Origin of the sequence: Brevibacterium sp. UBA7493 (assembly GCF_002479565.1) — a bacterium.
Classification (GTDB): domain Bacteria; phylum Actinomycetota; class Actinomycetes; order Actinomycetales; family Brevibacteriaceae; genus Brevibacterium; species Brevibacterium luteolum.
On the sequence record NZ_DLOD01000004.1, the window covers coordinates 36435 to 53853 of the forward strand.

Here is a 17419-nt window from a genome sequence, read left to right on the forward strand (position 1 = left end):
CCGGCAGTTTCGTTTTGCGCCACGGCACATGGTTGCCGGCAGAGTCCCGCCTGCCCAAGGTGCCCGGTTTGGGAGGCCGGAGCAGTCGAACGGGCCTGTCCGGCCGTTCCGGCCTGCGAAACCGGGTGGGTGCCTTATTCGCTATGCAATTGCCCGACCACAGTCGCTCAGCCCCTGTTCTGTGCAGCTGCGACCATGGCTGACACTGGCTGTGTCGGTGTGCAGGTGCTGCCGCGGGTGTGGGGGCGGCGAGGTTCTTATCACGGGTGTGCTTCTTCAGGGTAGAAGAGCCCGTCGTTCACATTGTCGTGTGAGCCTGGCATGTCCGGGTGTAAGCCTGGCGTGTCCGGCTGGGAGTGGGCTTCACCTGGCGTGGTGTTGGTGATGAGTTCGGCATGCCGGCGGTGCAGCACAGACCCCGGTGGATGGGTCCTTGCTGTTGTGCCTCCCGGCAGCGTCCACGTCAGTACCCCTGTTCGGGGTTCGCGTCTGAGTCTGAACACTCCTTGGGTTTTGAGTTGGTGGTGCTGTTTGCACAGCGGGTGCAGGTTCTCCATGGTCGTCGGTCCGCCGTGGGCAGGGTGCCGATGGTTGAAGGGTTCGATGTGGTCGAGTTCAGCTTTCGTTGCTGGCCGGTCGCAGCCGGGGGCGGTGCAGTATCGCCAGCGCGCCACGAGTGCGTGCCGCATGCGCGCACCGATCGTGTACGTCGTTGCGACGTGGTTGAGGATCTCGCCGGTGGTCGGGTCGGTGAGCAGACGGTAGATTGTGTCCCCTCCCGATCCGACCAGCTGACGGGCGACATCGGCGCTGATGGGGCTGCCGTCGACCGAGCCGGGCAGTTCATCGGCAGCTGAGCCCTCGGTGAGCGCCATGGCTGGCACGGTGATGGTGATCTTGGCCTGACGTGCCAGCCACTGGCCGCTGGCGGGACATGAAATGGGCGTGTCGCTGAGCAGGTCAGCAAGATCGTCCGCCAATAGATCAAGCGGTGAACTCGTGTGGCCGGAGGATTTCTGCCGCTTGGCCAGCGCCTCCTGTGCGACGTCGAGCGTGTTGACATCCCCGCCGATCGTCGCGCCGATGAGGAAGTCGTACTTGAGCTGTTCGAAGGAGCGGGCGTCGGCGAAGACGTGATTGTCCGGCAGGTCGAACCCGGCGGTGTATCCGCGGACCACACAGCGGGCCATGCCTTCGAGGCGGGCGTGCAGCAGTGCGATCTCATGGGACGGGCCCTGCACGATGAGTGTGCCGCGACCGTGCTGGTCGTAAAACGCTTCGACCCGCCGGCGATCGCGGATCTGCTGTGCCTGCTCGGCGCGCGTGACCAGCGCGGCAATGGCGGCCTTGACCTCCGAGTAGTACACGCTCTTCTTCGTCGCGGTGATCGTGGCCAGCAGCGTATCGAGCTGCCCGAGCAGGGCCGGGTCGACTGATGCTGCCTGCCCGGCGGCGAAGACGAAGCGATCGAAGCTCAATCTGCCCGCACGCACCTGTGCGGTGAGTTTCGGCAGTCCGATGAATGCCGTGGCGGCTCCAGTGACCCGTGACCACGCGGTGTTCGACGTGACGTCGAGGGCGTGGGCGAGAGCGGCCAGCGTCGGTGTGCCGATGCGATCGCGCAGCCAGGTGAGCGCCTCTGCGCGCGCTGCGTCGGAAACTCCGCCTGCTGCTTGCGGTTCAACCGCAGTTTTGGCTGCCTGCGGTTCAGCCGCAGTCTCGGCGAAGCCAGCACCGGCGAGGGAGTGCAGCGCATCGACCTGAGTGTCGATGTTGTCACGGCTGTCGGCGCGCACCCGTTCGAGCACGACGCCGAACATCTCCTCATACCCCTGCAACTGTGCCCGCTCGAGCGCGCTGAGGGACTGCTCGAAGGCGCAGAACCGGGTCCGGTACGCCCCAGCAGGCGTCGGCACGGAAGTCTCAACTGTCGCCGTCATCGCCGTCGCCTCCCTTCGCTTATCGATGCAATGGTTCCATCACACCACGAGGCACGGACAACGCAGACTGACCAGGGACAACGCCGAACCATGGGCGCAAAAGCGACCGTGCCCGCCACCGCCGTCCGCGTCATGCCCGTCACCCCTCTGTCCAACTGGAGCCCTCAGGGCTCTCCTTCCTTGCTTCCACCACAGCACGAGGCACGGACATCGCTCGCTCACCAGCAGATATACACTCGACGGGTGCTGAGCAAGGGGCTGGCAGACCCGAGCCAGCCACCACCTCGGCAGCCCCGACTCAGCCGCCACCTCGGCAGCGGAGGCCCCCATCGGGGCAACGGCACCCCCCTCGGGAGCGGCAGCCACCCCAGCAGACCCCGCAACCGGCAAGGCGGCCTGAGATTATCCACCGGCAGGTGTAGACTCGCGGACCAAGGGCACGATCCACTGACGGCAGCCGAGGGGAGCCACGCACGTGTGGGAGTACTTCACGCAGCGCTCTGACCAGATCCTCTTCGCCTCCTGGCAGCATTTCAGCCTCGTGGGCCAGAGCCTCCTGCTCGCCACCCTCATCGCGGTTGTCATCGCCGTGCTGTCGTACCGCTCCTCAGCGCTGACTGCAGCAGCCAACAGCGTCTCGGCGATCGGCCTGACGATCCCGTCGTTCGCACTCGTCGGCCTGCTCATCGCTCCGGTCGGCTTCGGCGTCATTCCCGCCGTCATCGTTGTGACCTTCTACGCCGCCCTCCCGATCCTGCGCAACGCCCTCGTCGGGCTCGCCGGCATCCCCGGCGACGTCGTCGAATCCGCCCGCGGAATCGGCATGAGCCGCCTGCGCACCCTGCTGACCGTCGAACTGCCGATGGCCTGGCCTGTCATCCTCGCGGGCGTCCGCGTCTCCGGGCAGATGGTCATGGGGATCGCGACGATCGCCGCCTACTCACTCGGCCCCGGCCTCGGTGCCTTCATCTTCTCCGGCCTCGACCGCCTCGGCGGGGCGAACTCGCTCGAATCCGTCGTCATCGGCGTCGTCGGCGTCATCATCCTCGCCTTCATTCTCGACCTGCTGCTTGTGGCAGTCGGCCGTCTGACCATTCCGAGGGGTATCCGTGTCTGAGAACCACCGCACTGCATCTACCGCTTTCGAGGCGGCCGGCACCGAGCACGATTCGAGCACCCAGGGCGTGTCGATCACCCTGGAGGGGATCACCAAGCGCTACGACTCCGCCAAGCCACCGGCTGTCGACGGGCTGAATATGGAGATCCCGGCCGGGTCGATCGTGATGTTCTGCGGGCCCTCGGGCTGCGGGAAGACCACGACGCTGAAGATGATCAACCGGCTCATCGAACCCTCTTCCGGCCGGGTGCTCATCGACGGGGAGGACGTCACCGATCTCGATGCCGACAGGCTGCGCCGCCGGCTGGGCTACGTCATCCAGGCAGGCGGGCTGTTCCCGCACATGACGGTGGCCAAGAACATCGGACTGGTGCCCAAGATGCTCGGCTGGGATGCCAGCCGGATCCGCGCCCGCGTCGACGAGCTGCTCGAACTCGTCTCCCTTGACCCGGCCGCCTACCGCGACCGGTTCCCGCGCGAGCTCTCCGGCGGCCAGCAGCAGCGCGTCGGTGTTGCCCGCGCGCTGGCCGCGGACCCGCCGGTGCTGCTCATGGATGAGCCGTTCGGTGCGGTCGACCCGATCACCCGCCAGCGGCTGCAGGATGAGCTCATCGCCATCCACTCGGAGCTGAAGAAGACGATCGTGTGCGTCACCCACGACTTCGACGAGGCCGTCAAGCTCGGCGACTGGATCGCGATCTTCCGCGAAGGCGGCATCCTCGCCCAGTACGACTCACCTGAGAGGATCCTCGCCCAGCCGGCGAACTCCTTCGTCGAGGACTTCATGGGCGCAGGCGCCGGGCTCAAGCAGCTGTCCCTGTCCCGCCTCGATGACGTTGAGCTGACCGAACCGGTGCGCGTGCGTGCCGGTGCCCCCGCCGCCGAGGCGGTGGAGACGATGCGTGCGGCAGGCGATGACTATGTGGTCGTCGTCGACGACCAGGACCGGCCCGTCGACTGGCTCATCGCCAGCCAGCTCGAACGCTTGGAGACGATGCCGACGCAGGTGAATGAGGACCTGCCGGTGGTCTACAACCGCGCCTCGCTCAACGACGCACTCGATTCGATGCTCGTGACGACGACGTCATCGGCGATCGTCGTCGGCCGGCGCCGCCAGATGCTCGGGCTCGTCACCGTCGACACGATCATGGACGTCATCTCCGGGCTCAACGGCCGCGCCGGTGACACTGCCGCCGAGGCGCCGCTGGGGGAGAACGAACCCGAGGAGTTCGAGATCCCCGAAGACGACGGGCGCACCGGCCGCAACACCGACGAGGCGATCGCCGCCAAAAAGCGTGAGGACCCGACCGCAGACACAGCCGACCCCGGTGACGATGCTGTTGACGGCGATCGACCGGCCGGTGCGCACCGCGCGGACAGGGACAGGCCATGAGCAGCCTGACTGCCGGACAGCGCAGAGACATCCGCGACCTGCTCGTGCAGGCTGGGATCATCGTCGCGGCCTTCGGCGTGCTCATCTGGTGGCTGCTGACCACCGACCTCACCGAGGTCGAATCCTCCACTCTGGCACCCGGCGCGGTCTGGTCGCTGACCGTGGAGCACCTGCTGCTCACCGTCATATCCGCCGTCATCGTGCTCGCCGTGGCGATCCCGCTCGGCATCCTGCTCACCCGCCCAGCCCTGCGCCGGGCCGCAGGACCGGTCATGGCCGTAGCGAACATCGGCCAGGCCGCCCCGGCCGTCGGCATCATCGTGCTCTTCGGGTTCTGGCTCGGCTTCGGTTTGCAGGCCGCGATCGCAGCACTCGTCGTCTACGCGCTGCTGCCGGTGCTGCGCAACACCATGGTCGGCCTCACCCAGGTCGACCGGCAGCTCATCGAAGCCGGCCGCGGCATGGGCATGAGCGCTGCCGCCGTGCTCTTCCGCGTTGAACTGCCGCTTGCGGTGCCCGTCATGCTCTCGGGTATCCGCACCGCACTCGTCCTGCTCGTCGGCACCGCCACTCTGGCGACCTTCGTCAACGGCGGCGGACTCGGCCTGCTCATCACCACCGGGGTGACGCTCGACCTCACCCGGGTGCTCATCGCAGGTGCCATCCTCGTTGCCCTGCTCGCTCTCGTCGTCGACTGGACCGGACGCGTCGTCGAACTGGCTGTACGGCCGAAGGGACTGGCATGACACCCCACCCGATCACCACCCCAGTCAGCCGCACACGCACGAGGCTCGGCCGCCTCGGCGCCGGGATCGTACTGCTGAGCACCCTGGCACTCGGCGCGTGCGGTCTGCAGCCCTCGGCCGCCTACATCCCGCCGGTGAACCCCGGGTCGATCGAGGAGATCCCCGGTGCCGCCGACGGAAAGGTCTTCACGGTCACGAGCAAGAACTTCACCGAGGCGGTCATCCTCGGCAAGATCTCCGTCATCGCCGCCGAGGCCGCCGGATTCAGCGTGAAGGACCTCACGAACGTGCCCGGCAGCGTCTCGGCCCGCAAACTCATGACGAGCGGGCAGGCCGACCTGTCCTGGGAGTACACCGGCACCGCCTGGCTGACCTACCTGAATGAGGAGGAGGGCATCCCGGATCCGCACGAGCAGTGGCAAGCCGTCCACGATGCCGACCTGGACAACGGCCTGACCTGGGGCCCGGCGGCTGAGCTCAACAACTCCTACGGCATGGCGATCCGGCCCGACGCCCCCGGCGAGCTCGGCGCGGTGACGAAGATGTCGCAGCTGGCCGATCTCAAGCCGGAGGACCGCACGATCTGCGTGGCCGCCGAGTTCAACTCCCGGCCTGATGGGCTCACCCCGATGCTCGAGGCCTACGACATTCCGCGCGGGGAGGCCGACGGCACACCGGAGGACAACATCGGCATCTACGATGCCGGCCCGATCTACTCCGCAACGGCGGCCGGGCAGTGCAACTTCGGCAATGTCTACCTCACCGACGGCCGGATCAAGGCGATGGGCCTCGTCGTCCTCGAAGACGACAAGCAGTTCTTCCCCGCCTACAACGCAGCCCCCGTGTTCTTCACTCAGACGCTCGAGGAGTACCCGCAGCTCGAAGAGGTCTACGCGCCGATCGCCGAGAAGCTCACCACCGAGCAGATGCAGGAGCTCAACCGGCAGGTCGACGTCGACGGTGACGACCCCGTCGACGTGGCACTGCGCTGGATGGTCGACGAAGGCTTCGTCACCGAACGGTGACTCGGCGGCCAGACGGTAGGCTTGTCGCCGGCTCGTGACGGAAAGAAGCGGCTCGTGACGGAAGGAAGCGGCGATGTTGGGTCTGAATCTCACCGAAGGCACGGTGCTCATCATCTGGCTGATCGGCATCGCCTGCGCGGCTGGCACCCGGCGCGAACCCGGTGACACCGCCCGCTACCCGCTCACTGTCATGGCCGCGCTGTTCGCCCCGATCATCGGTTCGGTCTATGCGGTTGTGCGGTTCTTCCAGGTGCGGGCACGCCACCGGCAGCAGCGCGGACTCGGCCGCGCGAAGGACACAGGGCTCAGCCGAGAGTGAGCGGCTCGTCTGCTGCGATCGGGCCGTCCTCGCCGACCCGCCAGGAGATCTCGACCTCCACCTCGCGCTTGGTGCCCTTGCTCGGCTTCTGCTCAGTCGCCGGCTTCTCCTCGTCGACAACCTCGACGGACAGGCGCACCGAACTCGGCATCTCCAGCCGGGTCTCCTCAGCACCCTGACGGAACACGAGCGTGCCCTCGGCGATCTGGTCGGCAAGCTGCTGGAGCAGGTCGGCGAGCTCGTCGCGGCTGCGGATCTCTTTGGTCTTGAGGTGAACGGTCTTCACAGTGACATCCCTTCAGTAACAGGGTGCCGGCGCAGATGCCGTGACAACGGCGAAAAGGCGCGCAACCGGCTGGATATCCATCGTATCCGAGTCCGCATCTGCGGGATATGAACGCATGCGGAGCAGAAACAAAAGGTCTCGCCTGCTGGCACCAGTTCACAAGTGTGACCTGCGTCGCTAAGCTCTGTGTATGGACGTCACTCATACTCTCGGTTCATTTGACTACGTTGACCCAACTGATCTCAAGAGGATGGCTGAGGCCTCAGGGCCCAAGGTGACCATTCTGATGCCGACATCGCGAGCGGATCACCAATCCCGCGAATCCTCCACCCGGCTCAAGTCGCTGCTCGATGAGGCGGGCCGCAAGCTCGCTGAGACCGGCGTCGAGGCGAAGGAAGCCAAGGAGATCCTCGGCCCGCTCAACGACCTCGTCAACGACGGCCCGTTCTGGCGCCATCAGGCCGACGGGCTGGCTCTCTACGCAGCCACGGGCATGACGCTGACTTACCGCCTCGGTGTGCCGCTGAGCGAGCACGTCAGCGTCGGCGACTCGATGACGGTCCGCCCGATCGCCCCGGCGCTCGCACAGTCCCATGCCTTCTACATCCTGGCTCTGTCACGGAACAAGGTGCGCCTGTTCGACGCGACGAAGGACTCGATCGTCGAACTCGACCTCGGTGAGACCGTGCCGCAAAGCATGGACGACGTCGTCGACCCCGATGAACGCCAGCGGCAGCTGCAGAGCCGGTCGATCGGCGGCGACCGCGCCATGTTCCACGGCCACGGCGCCGGCGGTGAGGTCGACAGGATCTTCGTCGAGAAGTTCGTCAAGGCTGTCGGCGAAGGAGTCGGAACGCTGCTCGGCAAAGCCCGCAGCCAGCCGCTGATCCTCGCAGCTGTCGCTGAGGCGATGCCGCTGTTCAAACCCGTGTGCACCTACCCGGCGCTGCTCGACGAGATGGTCACCGGCAACCCCGACGACCGTACGCCCGGTCAGCTGCACGCCGATGCGTGGGAGGTCGTCATGCCGGCCTTCGCTGAACGCGACGACGCAGCCTACGCCCGCTTCGCTGATGCGCAGGGCACCGGCCGCGGCGTCACCCAGACCGATGTCATCCGCGAAGCAGCTGCCGAGGGGCGGGTCGACACGCTGTTCATCAACCCGTCGCTCTCTGCCTCAGAAGGCAGCGGGGATGTCGATTCCGCGATCCTGTCGACGCTGCAGAACTCCGGCACGATCGTCATCATCTCCGACGGCCGGGTCGAGAACGTCGCAGCACTGATGCGGTACTGACCCCCGGCCGCTCAGGCGGTCCTGATCTCTGTCAGAGCGGCGAGTGCGGCAAGGGCTGCGCTCGCCGCTTCGTGTCCCTTGTCCTCCCGTGAGCCCGGCAGCCCGGCCCGGTTGCGAGCCTGCTCGTCGTCATCGCAGGTCAGCAGCCCGAACCCGACCGGTGTGCCGGTCTCGGCCGCCACCTTGGCCAGCCCGTCGGTGGCGGCCCGGCAGACGTAGTCGAAGTGCGGGGTGCCGCCGCGGATGACGACGCCGAGTGCGACGACGGCGTCGAAGCGTTCCGCCGCCGCACGGGCCAGCAGCGGCAGCTCGAAGCTGCCCGGCGCCCGGAAGACGCTGACCTCCATCCCAGTCGTCTCAGCTGCGGCCTCGGCGAGGGCGCGCTGGGCGCCGGCGAGGAGCCCGTCCATCACCTCGGTGTGCCAGGAGGAGGCGACGATCGCCACGCGGGTGCCCGGTGCGGCCTGCGGCTTCATCGTCGGTGCTCCGCTCGATGCCATGATGTGATCCCTTCTCTCAGTGTTCGGTGCGGTGTCCGGTGCAGTGCCCGGTTCAGTTCTGGTGCGGTGTCCGGTTCAGTTCTGGTGGGCGGCTGGGGTGTGCGTGTCGAGCCATGTGCGCAGGTCGGCGATCGAGATGACCGGCAGCCCGAACCGGGTCCCGAAGGCCAGCAGAGCGTCGAGGCGCATGACCTCGCCGGTGTCGTCGACGACCTCGGCGATCGCTGCGACCGGCCGGCAGCCGGCCAGCCGGGCGAGTTCGACTCCGGCCTCGGTGTGCCCGGCGCGCTCGCGGACCCCGCCGGCGGCGGCGATGAGCGGGAACACATGCCCCGGCCGGGTTAGCTGCTCCGGGCCCGCCTGCGGGTCGGCCAGCATGCGCAGGGTTGTCGTGCGCTCACCGGCGCTGATGCCGGTGTCCAGGCCGCGGGCATCGCAGCTGACGGTGTAGTTCGTGCCCTTCGGGTCCTCGTTCACCGCGGTCATGGCCGGCAGATCGAGGTGGGCTGCGATCTCAGCGGTCATCGGCGCGCACACCACGCCGGAGGTGTGGCGGACGATGAAGCCCATCCACTCCGGGCTCAGCAGCTCGGCCGGCACGATGAGGTCGCCTTCGTTCTCGCGGTCGGCATCGTCGACGACGATCGTCGGGACACCGCGGCGCAGTCGGCTGATCGCCTCCTCGATCGAGTCGAGCCCGTGTGCCGGGGACGCGTCGGCTGCGGTGGTCTCCCACGGCTTGTCCTGCCACGGCGACGGCGGCGCCTGCACGGGATCGGCACGTCGCACGTGGCGTCCGGCGAGGCTCTGGGCGTACTTGGCCAGCACATCGGTTTCGATGTTGACGAGGTCCCCGACGCTCGCCTGCCTGAACGTCGTCGCGGCCAGGGTCGCCGGGATGAGCCCGACTTCGCACCACGGCTGCCCGGCACCTGCCGAGGAGACGGCGGTGATCGTCAGCGAGGTCCCGTCGAGTGCGATCGAACCCTTCTCCACGCACAGCGGGGCGAGCGCGGCTGGCAGCTCGATGCGCATCCGCGTCCACGCCCCGCAGTCCTCGAAGACGCTGATCCGCCCGACCCCGTCGACGTGACCTTGGACGATGTGCCCGTCGAAGCGCCCGCTGGCCGGCATGCAGCGTTCGAGGTTCACCTGCGCGCCCGCCCTCAGCGCACCCAGGCTCGTGCGCGCCAGCGTCTCGCCCATGATGTCGGCGGTGAAGATCCCCGGGCCCGAGGTGCTGGCCGGGTTCTCATGTGCCGGCGCGGCTTCGGCGGAGGTGCGGGTGGCGGTGAGGCAGACGCCGTTGACGGCCAGGGACCCGCCGGCTGGCAGGTCGTCGATGAGGCTGCCGGCCCTGATGCTGATGCGGGCGGTGTCGGTGCCGGGAACGGAGGTGACGGACAGGACGGTGCCGGTGGCTTCGATGATGCCGGTGAACATGTGGTGACTCCTGTGGTCGGTGGTGGATGGGGCTGGCGGTGCCGGGGCCGGGGCGGCGGGTGCCGGTCTCAGGTGCAGGATGGTGTCGGTCCCGCTCGCGGCAGCGGCAGGGGCGGCAAGGTCGTCGGGGATGAAGCGCGGGGCGGCTGCGAGTGTCGGCACCTCAAGGCCGGCGGTGGCGGCGAGCCCGCCGGTGCCGAGCAGCTGCGGGCCGAGGTGGAGGAACAGCTCGTCGACGAGCCCGGCGGTCAGGAAGCCGCTGAGCAGGTGCGCCCCGCCCTCAACGAGCACGTGCTCGATCCCGCGCGCCCGCAGCTGCCGCAGCGCGTGCAGCAGGTCGTGGGTGCGCAGGTGGATGGTGCGCGGGTCGGCGGCGAGGTGGCTGGAGGCGTCGAGATCGCGGGTGCCGATGACGACCGGCACCGGCTGCCGGGCCGCAGCGCGGCCGTCGATGCGGGCGGTGAGCCGCGGATTGTCGGCCCGGGCGGTGCCGGTGCCGACGATGACGGCGTCGACCCGGGCGCGCAGCGCGTGCACGCGGGACCGGGTCTCATCGGAGGTGATCCACTGGCTGGTGCCGTCGGCAGCGGCGATCCGCCCGTCGAGGCTCTGGGCGAGCTTCGCCGTCACGAATGGCCGGGCCTCACGCTGCGCGGCCACCCACCGGTGATTGAGCACCGCCGCCTCATCGGCTGCCAGCCCGGCGACCACCTCGCGTCCGGCCGCCCGCAGCACCTCGGCGCCACCGGTGGCGACCGGATTCGGGTCGGCTGCCGCGTAGACGATGCGCGGGATCCCGGCCCTGACGATCGTATGCGCACACGACGGGGTCCGGCCGACATGGGCGCACGGTTCGAGCGTGACGACGAGCGTGGCGGTGCCGAGGTCGATGCCGGCTGCGACGGCGGCTGCCAGGGCTGCCGGTTCGGCGTGCGGGTGCCCAGCACCTGCGTGGTAGCCGGTGACGATCGTCCCGTCGGCGCCGATGACGGCCGCACCGACGAGAGGGGTGGCCCCGCGCTGGCCGCGGCGGGCGGCGGTGAGAGCAGCGGACATGGCCCGGCGTTCACGGGCAGTGATCCCGGCGGCAGGCGCGGCGGGTGCAGATGAGCGGTGCATTTTCCCTCTCCTCCTACCGGGGAGACGGGAGACAGGCGGCAGGCGTCCGCGCAGACACGGGTGCGCCGCTGCCGGTCCAGGCAGACACGGGTGCCCTGGACCGTGTGTTCCTCCCATCCAGACTTTCACTGTCGGTCTCGGAATCGCACCGAGTCAGCCGAACCCCTCCGCCCGTCTGGGCCTCGGCGTTCGGGTCGCGGACTGTCACCGCCGGTACGGAATCTCACCGTCCCCGGAACATCTGCCCACACCGTAGCACGCGTCACAGACACACCGGTCACCGCACCCGAGGCGGTGGGCGCCTCCCGTGCTTTGCCAGCACCGTTGTCCGGCCCGTCTGGCATAGTGAAGACAGGATGCTCACCAGGGAGATCATCACGGTGTCCCTGCTTGCGGAGGAACAGTCATGCACCCGTTCTCCCGCCCCGCGCTCGCCCTCATCGCCGCAGGCGCCGCTCTCACACTGGCCGCCGGATGCACAGCGGCAGATGATGCACCCGGCAGCTCACCTGCGCCCAGCACACCGGAACCGCGGCAGCTGAGCGAGGCGATTACCCTCGACTTCTACGCTAGCCTGCTCGCCGACAACGACACCGACCGGGCGCTGGTCGCCGACGCGATGGGCGGCAGGCTCGTCGCCGTCGGCGCTGATGGCGCTGAACTGTGGAGCCACCAGGCGCAGGTCGATATGGACCGGCCCGACAGCGTGGCCGCCTACTCCCACGGTGAGATCGTCATCGTCGACGACGGGACCGGCCATCTGCGCGCACTCGACTGGGGCGATGGCAGCGAAGCCTGGACCTATACGCCTGCCGATGCCGATCTCGGCTGCACCGAACCGCGTGACTACTACTCGTCCTCCTCCACCGGGACGAGCGCCCTGGGCGAGGATGGGATCATCCTGCTCGAATACGGGATGATCGATGCCGATCGCGGCAGCTGCACCGGTGATGAGCAGAAGGCCATGGTCCTCGGCCTCGATCCTGCCTCCGGCCAGCCTGCCTGGCCGGCCGTGCAGGCGACCGCCGATGCGCAGCCCATGGGCGGGGCGAACCTGCAGATCACCCCGGACCGCACGCGCGCCTACCTACCGTGGCGCGATGGCGACGGCAGCTTCCTCACCCGCCTCGACCTGGCATCGGGTCAGCATGCCACAGTCGATCTCAGTGAGTACGGGGAGCAGGACCTCGGCTTCGGGATCTACCCGCAGAAGGCACCCGGAACGCTTGTCTACGCCTTCGGCACCGCCGATCCTGACGCACCGTACTCCGGGTCCGTCACCCGCACCGCACTGCTGAGGCTGCCGATGGACCTGCCGGAGAGCTCTGGGGTGCTCACCCCGCTCAGCGCTGCCGACGATCCTAGCCTCGCCGCGGGCATCGACTTCAGTGAGGAGCCGGTCGCCTACTGTGCCGCCCGGCCCGTCTCCACCGCCGCAGGCACCTTCGTGTGCGCGAGCACCCAGCTGTTCGCCTCCCGGATCCTGGTGCTCGGCTCACTGCTCGACGGCAAGGCCTGGCACACCGACATCTCCGAGGACGCTTTCGAATTCGGGCTGTTCGACGAGCAGTACGGTCGCCTCCACACACCCGTCGACGGCACCGACGCGCCACTGGTCATCATGCCCGGTCTCGACGCCGGTGTCCGGGCCGTCAGCGCCACTGACGGATCGACGCTCTGGGAGGCAGGCGAAGACCTCGACCCGCTCGATCCGGTCGAGGGCAGCTACGGATTCGGCGGCAACGGCGCATTTCCGCAGCTCGGTCTCATCCCGGTGCTGCTCAACGACGCGGTGCATTTCTTCACCCCTGACGGCAAGGAGCACCCCGAGGCCCACGCCGTCGGCCAGTATGCCGAGCCGAGCGCCACCGGCCGCTGGTTCGCAGCAGCCGCCGGTGAGTCCACCACGCTGTGGACCGTCACCGGCGGCTGAACGACGCCGCTGTGCGGCGCCGGTAAAGCTGCGCTGCGTCTTACCAGCCGCGTTCGGCCAGGCGGTGTGGGGCCGGCAGGTCGCTGACGTTGAGGCCAACCATCGCCTCACCGAGTCCGCGGGAGACCTCGGCGAGCACCTCGGGATTGTCGTAGTTCGCCGTGGCCTTGACGACGGCTTTGGCCCGTGCCTCCGGGTTGCCGGACTTGAAGATGCCTGAGCCGACGAACACGCCCTCAGCACCGAGCTGCATCATCATCGCCGCATCGGCAGGCGTGGACACGCCCCCGGCGACGAAGGTGACGACCGGCAGGCGGCCGTCGCGGGCGACCGTGCGCACGAGGTCGAACGGCGCCTGCAGCTCCTTGGCCGCAACATAGAGCTCATCTTCGTTCAGCGCAGCCAGGCGGCGGATCTCACCGCTGATCGTGCGGATGTGGCGGGTCGCCTCGGAGACATCGCCGGTGCCGGCCTCACCCTTCGAACGGATCATGTCGGCACCTTCGCTGATGCGGCGCAGCGCCTCTCCGAGGTTGGTGGCCCCGCACACGAACGGCACCTCGAAGGCACGCTTGTCGATGTGGTTGACGTAGTCGGCAGGGGAGAGGACCTCGGATTCGTCGACGTAGTGCACGCCGAGAGACTGCAGGATCTGCGCTTCGACGAAGTGGCCGATGCGCGCCTTGGCCATGACCGGAATCGACACGGCATCGAGGATCCCGGCGATGAGGTCCGGGTCGCTCATCCGGGCGACGCCGCCCTGGGCGCGGATATCGGCGGGCACCCGCTCGAGCGCCATGACCGCCACTGCTCCGGCATCTTCGGCGATGCGGGCCTGATCAGGGGTGACGACGTCCATGATGACGCCGCCGGCCAGTGAGCGTGCGAGCTCAGAGCTCAGCTGGGCGCCGGTGGCGCGCTGCTGCGCGGCGCCGTCGGCAGTCCCGGCAGTGTGCGTGTCCGCAGCGGCGTTGGCGGTGGTGGCGGTCAGTGTGGCAGTCATGCAGTCTCCTGGGTTGTGGCGGGTGCCGGACACCCGCTGGTGGTGAGCCGGACGTCCAGGCGCCCGACGGGGTATTCGTGAGCCTAGCGGGCATTGGACTGCAGATATAGTCCAGATCCAGGGGTATTCTGTAGTCCAGTTGCGCGGTTCCGGATGGCCGCGAGACCAGAGACCAGGTGGGGGAGGGGTGCTCATGGCGCACGACGCGGATCTCACGGTGCGGCTCGACCGCAGCTCGCGCATCGGTCTGCCGCTGCAGATCGTCGCCGGCATCCGGGCCGAGATCGTCACCGGCCGTCTGCGCCCGGGCGACAGTCTGCCCTCCAGCCGGGTGCTCGCCGCGCAGCTCGGTGTCGCCCGCGGCACCGTGCAGACGGCGTATGAGCATCTCATCGCCGAGGGGCAGCTCGTGACAGCCGCCCGTTCGGGCACACGCGTCAACCCGGCACTGCAGACGGCGCGGACTGGTCTCGCTTCGGCCGCGCGCCGCTCGGGGTCACGGGCCGTGACGGGCCGAGCGATGCCCTCCCACCACTCCACTGACATCGCGGCGGAGGTGCGCATCGATGCCCGGGGTGTGAGCGTGCGCCCCGACCCGCGCGATGAGCCCGACTTCCGGGCTGCCTGGCGCCGCGGACTCGACACCCGCGACGTCAGCGATGACGGCTGCGGCACCCAGACGGTGCGCCAGGCGATCGCCGGGCACCTGCGGCTGGTGCGCGGCATGCAGGTCGAACCCGCCGACATCGTGCTGACCGCCGGCGCCCGCGACGGGCTGCGCACCGTCCTCAACGTCCTCGCTCCCGCAGCGCTCGGAGTCGAGAGCCCGGGCTTTCCCGGTCTGCGCCGGGCACTGGCGAACACCCCCACCGTCGATGTGCCCGTCAACACCGACGGCATCGACCCCGCTGCAATCCCGGCACCGCTGCGCGCCCTGCTGCTGACGCCCAACCACCTGCATCCGCATGGAGATTCGATGAGCGCGACCCGGCGCGTGCAGCTGCTGCGCTGGGCCGAATCGTGCGGCGGCCACCTGATCGAAGACGACTACGACACCGAAGCCCGCTACGCCGGCAGCCTGCCGCCGACTCTCGCCGACCTCGACAGCAGCGGCCGGGTGCTGCACCTCGGATCCTTCGCCACTCTGCTCGGCACGCGCCTGGGCATCGGCTACATCATCGCCACCGGCCCGCTCAGCGCTGCGATCGCCGCCCACCGCCGGATGCTCGGTCCCGCCGCCTCACCGCTCATCCAGGCGGTGCTCGCCGACTACCTGGACTCCGGCGGGCTGCGCAGGCGGATGCTGCGGATGCGCAAGCGGCTGGCAGCCGCCGCCGAGGCGGTCGATGCCGCAGGCCTGCCGCTGACCCAGGTGCGCGGGCGGGCGATCCTCGAACGGCCGGCCGGGGATGCGCGGCGTTTGCGGCGCGCACTCGCTGAGCGCGGCATCCTCGTCGACGACCTGGCCGGCAAATGGACCGGCGGGCAGCAGACCGGCATCGAGATCGCGCTGAGCTCGCTCACCAGCCCGGAGCTCACTGCTGTCCTGGCGGCTCTGCGCACCGAGCTCAGCCAACGCTGATGACACTCAGCAGCGGTCGCCGGGCATCACCGCAAGCGGATCCCGTTCGGCGGCCGGCAGGCTGAGATCCGGCTGCGCCAGCGCCCGCGCCAGGGCGGCCCGCGGTGTCAGCGGCTGATGGGCAGGCGCCCCTGCGAACAGCTCGCTGCGCCAGCTGTCACCGGAGGAGACCATGTCCTCCTGAAGCGATTCGATGAGCGCCTCGACTGTCGATCCCGGCAGATCCGTCAGCACCGCCGCAGCCTTTGCGACGAGCGGCTCCGGCAGCGGTCCGCCGGGCAGCTGCGGGCGGACGAGCCCGCTGAGCTCAGTGAGCAGATCGATGAGCTCGGGGTACGACATCACCGTCCCGCCGCCGATCGAGAACTGCCCGGTCGGCAGATCGACCCGCAGCGCCGCCTCGATCGCGGCGGCCACATCGGTGACGGCGATCGGCTCGACGAGGTGGCGCATCCACGACGGCACCACCGTGACCGGCAGCCGCGTCGCCAGCTGCCGGACGAGTGCCAGGCTCGTCGAGCCCGCCCCGATGATCATCGCCGCACGCAGCGTGATGACCGTGGCGCTGGCCCGGGAGAGCTCCTGTTCGACCTCGAGCCGCGAGAGCAGATGCTCGGACAGGCGCTCCTCGCCGACAGCCGGGATGATCCCCGAAAGGTAGACGATCCGCTTGATGCCTGCAGCATCGGCTGCCCGGCACACGCGCTGAGCTGACTGCCGGTCAACTGTGCGGAAGTCAGACCCGCCCATCCCGTGGACGAGGTAGACGATGGCATCGGCATCGCTGTGAGCCACCACCGTTGATACGGATGCGTCATCGGTGACGTCGAGTCGGGCGGCGGTGACGCGGTCTGCCCACCAGAACGCCCTGAGCTTTTCCGGTGAGCGGGCAGCGGCAATGACGGTGTGCCCGGCACCGAGCAGGACGGGGATCGTACGCGAGGCGACGTATCCGGTGGCGCCGATGAGCAGAACTCGCATGTCATCTCCTAGACTGGTGCCATGACGTCGCAGCTGGTGCTCACCTCACGTGCTGCTGTCTGGGCGCCTGCGACCGCCACCATTGTCCTCGGCGGGCTCATCCTGCGCAAGGCCTTCGGCCTCGGCACAGCTGCCGGCACCGCGGCACTGCCGCTGTGGAGCCTTGCCCTCGCCGCGGTGTGGACACTCGGTGGGATCGCCCTCCTGCTGCTCACGCGAGCGCATGCCACACGCCACCGCCCTGCTGATCCGGCGCCCGGCCCGCCGGCGCACCGTACTGCCGCCTCGGCCGGGTGGCGGGCGCTGGCTATCGGTGCGGTGCTGGCGGGTGTGTCGCTCCTTGGTGGCTGGATCCTCAGCCTCATCCCGGTGACCGCGCCATGGATCACCGCCGCCCTCGTGACTGCCGGGAGCTCGGCGGCCGGGCTGACGCTGGCGGCAGCTGTCGTCACGGGGCTGTCGGAAGAGGTGTTCTTCCGCCTCGGCCTGGCCGACCTGTTCCGCGGCCACGCCCGCTGGATCGCCCCGACCGTCATCTACACGCTCGTCACCTGCGCAACGCTCAACCCCGGCCTCATCGCCGCCGCCCCCGTCGTCGGACTCGCCGCAGCCTGGGCCCGCGAATCGACTGGCCGCTGGTTCGCTCCGCTCATCGTCCATGGCCTGTGGTCGATCGCCATGGTCGGGATCTTCCCGCTCGCAGCCCCCGTGCCGGGAGGCCTCTGATGGCCGCCTGGA

At 68.9% G+C, this 17419-nt stretch carries 15 protein-coding genes and 1 riboswitch; of the genes, 9 read left to right on the forward strand and 6 right to left on the reverse strand.

All coding sequences use genetic code 11. The features are described from left to right. Positions 1–260: 260 nt before the first annotated feature. Positions 261–1940, reverse strand: a complete 1680-nt coding sequence (locus B4E96_RS04015; RefSeq protein ID WP_286956477.1) for an HNH endonuclease signature motif containing protein — start codon at positions 1938–1940, stop codon at positions 261–263. Positions 1941–2415: 475 nt separating this feature from the next. Here B4E96_RS04015 and B4E96_RS04020 point away from each other — a divergent pair, with 475 nt between their 5' ends. From B4E96_RS04020 to B4E96_RS04040, 5 genes are all read left to right on the forward strand, one after another. Continuing rightward, complete coding sequence (locus tag B4E96_RS04020; protein ID WP_259845994.1) at positions 2416–3057, forward strand: ABC transporter permease; 642 nt, start codon at positions 2416–2418, stop codon at positions 3055–3057. Then, entirely contained in the window at positions 3050–4450 is a 1401-nt protein-coding gene (locus tag B4E96_RS04025) for an ABC transporter ATP-binding protein (RefSeq protein WP_414632668.1), read from the forward strand. The genes B4E96_RS04020 and B4E96_RS04025 overlap by 8 nt, the downstream gene beginning before the upstream one ends. After that, the gene (locus B4E96_RS04030; RefSeq protein ID WP_286956479.1) at positions 4447–5196 is read left to right on the forward strand and encodes an ABC transporter permease; all 750 of its coding nucleotides are present in this window, start codon (positions 4447–4449) and stop codon (positions 5194–5196) included. The genes B4E96_RS04025 and B4E96_RS04030 overlap by 4 nt, the downstream gene beginning before the upstream one ends. Then, positions 5193–6221, forward strand: coding sequence for a glycine betaine ABC transporter substrate-binding protein (locus B4E96_RS04035; protein ID WP_286956480.1), 1029 nt, complete (start codon positions 5193–5195; stop codon positions 6219–6221). The genes B4E96_RS04030 and B4E96_RS04035 overlap by 4 nt, the downstream gene beginning before the upstream one ends. Before the next feature lie 73 nt (positions 6222–6294). Further along, on the forward strand, positions 6295–6540 hold the full coding sequence (locus B4E96_RS04040; RefSeq protein WP_286956482.1) for a hypothetical protein: 246 nt from the start codon (positions 6295–6297) through the stop codon (positions 6538–6540). On the opposite strand, the gene B4E96_RS04045 is transcribed toward B4E96_RS04040, so the two are convergent. Next, the gene (locus B4E96_RS04045) at positions 6527–6826 is read right to left on the reverse strand and encodes an amphi-Trp domain-containing protein (protein WP_259845987.1); all 300 of its coding nucleotides are present in this window, start codon (positions 6824–6826) and stop codon (positions 6527–6529) included. The genes B4E96_RS04040 and B4E96_RS04045 overlap by 14 nt on opposite strands. Before the next feature lie 286 nt (positions 6827–7112). Here B4E96_RS04045 and B4E96_RS04050 point away from each other — a divergent pair, with 286 nt between their 5' ends. Then, a complete protein-coding gene (locus B4E96_RS04050) occupies positions 7113–8120 on the forward strand; it encodes a hypothetical protein (protein ID WP_286956483.1) in 1008 nt (335 codons plus the stop codon). An 11-nt stretch (positions 8121–8131) separates the two neighbouring features. Here B4E96_RS04050 and ribH read toward each other — a convergent pair whose 3' ends face one another. Both ribH and ribD read right to left on the reverse strand, forming a co-directional pair. Next, positions 8132–8620, reverse strand: coding sequence for a 6,7-dimethyl-8-ribityllumazine synthase (gene ribH / locus B4E96_RS04055; protein WP_170274813.1), 489 nt, complete (start codon positions 8618–8620; stop codon positions 8132–8134). Positions 8621–8695: 75 nt separating this feature from the next. Next, entirely contained in the window at positions 8696–11182 is a 2487-nt protein-coding gene (gene ribD / locus B4E96_RS04060; RefSeq protein ID WP_286956484.1) for a bifunctional diaminohydroxyphosphoribosylaminopyrimidine deaminase/5-amino-6-(5-phosphoribosylamino)uracil reductase RibD, read from the reverse strand. A 101-nt stretch (positions 11183–11283) separates the two neighbouring features. Continuing rightward, positions 11284–11426: riboswitch (FMN riboswitch) on the reverse strand. Positions 11427–11588: 162 nt separating this feature from the next. On the opposite strand from ribD, the gene B4E96_RS04065 reads away from it, so the two are divergent. Continuing rightward, on the forward strand, positions 11589–13115 hold the full coding sequence (locus B4E96_RS04065) for a PQQ-binding-like beta-propeller repeat protein (protein ID WP_286956485.1): 1527 nt from the start codon (positions 11589–11591) through the stop codon (positions 13113–13115). Between the two features lie 40 nt (positions 13116–13155). Here B4E96_RS04065 and pdxS read toward each other — a convergent pair whose 3' ends face one another. Next, complete coding sequence (gene pdxS, locus B4E96_RS04070; RefSeq protein WP_286956486.1) at positions 13156–14118, reverse strand: pyridoxal 5'-phosphate synthase lyase subunit PdxS; 963 nt, start codon at positions 14116–14118, stop codon at positions 13156–13158. Between the two features lie 193 nt (positions 14119–14311). Between pdxS and B4E96_RS04075 the strand changes: the two genes are divergently transcribed. Then, the gene (locus B4E96_RS04075) at positions 14312–15700 is read left to right on the forward strand and encodes a PLP-dependent aminotransferase family protein (RefSeq protein WP_286956488.1); all 1389 of its coding nucleotides are present in this window, start codon (positions 14312–14314) and stop codon (positions 15698–15700) included. Positions 15701–15706: 6 nt separating this feature from the next. On the opposite strand, the gene B4E96_RS04080 is transcribed toward B4E96_RS04075, so the two are convergent. Then, positions 15707–16681, reverse strand: a complete 975-nt coding sequence (locus tag B4E96_RS04080; RefSeq protein ID WP_286956489.1) for an NAD(P)H-binding protein — start codon at positions 16679–16681, stop codon at positions 15707–15709. 21 nt (positions 16682–16702) lie between these two features. Between B4E96_RS04080 and B4E96_RS04085 the strand changes: the two genes are divergently transcribed. Next, a complete protein-coding gene (locus tag B4E96_RS04085) occupies positions 16703–17407 on the forward strand; it encodes a type II CAAX prenyl endopeptidase Rce1 family protein (RefSeq protein WP_286956490.1) in 705 nt (234 codons plus the stop codon). Positions 17408–17419 lie beyond the last annotated feature (12 nt).

Excerpts from the sequence above, each read along its gene's own strand:
- B4E96_RS04080 (WP_286956489.1), bottom strand. The coding sequence starts at position 16,681 with ATGCGAGTTCTGCTCATCGGCGCCACCGGATACGTCGCCTCGCGTACG.
- B4E96_RS04035 (WP_286956480.1), top strand. The coding sequence starts at position 5,193 with ATGACACCCCACCCGATCACCACCCCAGTCAGCCGCACACGCACGAGG.
- B4E96_RS04085 (WP_286956490.1), top strand. The coding sequence starts at position 16,703 with ATGACGTCGCAGCTGGTGCTCACCTCACGTGCTGCTGTCTGGGCGCCT.
- ribD (WP_286956484.1), bottom strand. The coding sequence starts at position 11,182 with ATGCACCGCTCATCTGCACCCGCCGCGCCTGCCGCCGGGATCACTGCC.
- B4E96_RS04040 (WP_286956482.1), top strand. The coding sequence starts at position 6,295 with ATGTTGGGTCTGAATCTCACCGAAGGCACGGTGCTCATCATCTGGCTG.
- ribH (WP_170274813.1), bottom strand. The coding sequence starts at position 8,620 with ATGGCATCGAGCGGAGCACCGACGATGAAGCCGCAGGCCGCACCGGGC.
- B4E96_RS04075 (WP_286956488.1), top strand. The coding sequence starts at position 14,312 with ATGGCGCACGACGCGGATCTCACGGTGCGGCTCGACCGCAGCTCGCGC.
- B4E96_RS04015 (WP_286956477.1), bottom strand. The coding sequence starts at position 1,940 with ATGACGGCGACAGTTGAGACTTCCGTGCCGACGCCTGCTGGGGCGTAC.
- B4E96_RS04065 (WP_286956485.1), top strand. The coding sequence starts at position 11,589 with ATGCACCCGTTCTCCCGCCCCGCGCTCGCCCTCATCGCCGCAGGCGCC.
- B4E96_RS04050 (WP_286956483.1), top strand. The coding sequence starts at position 7,113 with ATGCCGACATCGCGAGCGGATCACCAATCCCGCGAATCCTCCACCCGG.
- pdxS (WP_286956486.1), bottom strand. The coding sequence starts at position 14,118 with ATGACTGCCACACTGACCGCCACCACCGCCAACGCCGCTGCGGACACG.
- B4E96_RS04030 (WP_286956479.1), top strand. The coding sequence starts at position 4,447 with ATGAGCAGCCTGACTGCCGGACAGCGCAGAGACATCCGCGACCTGCTC.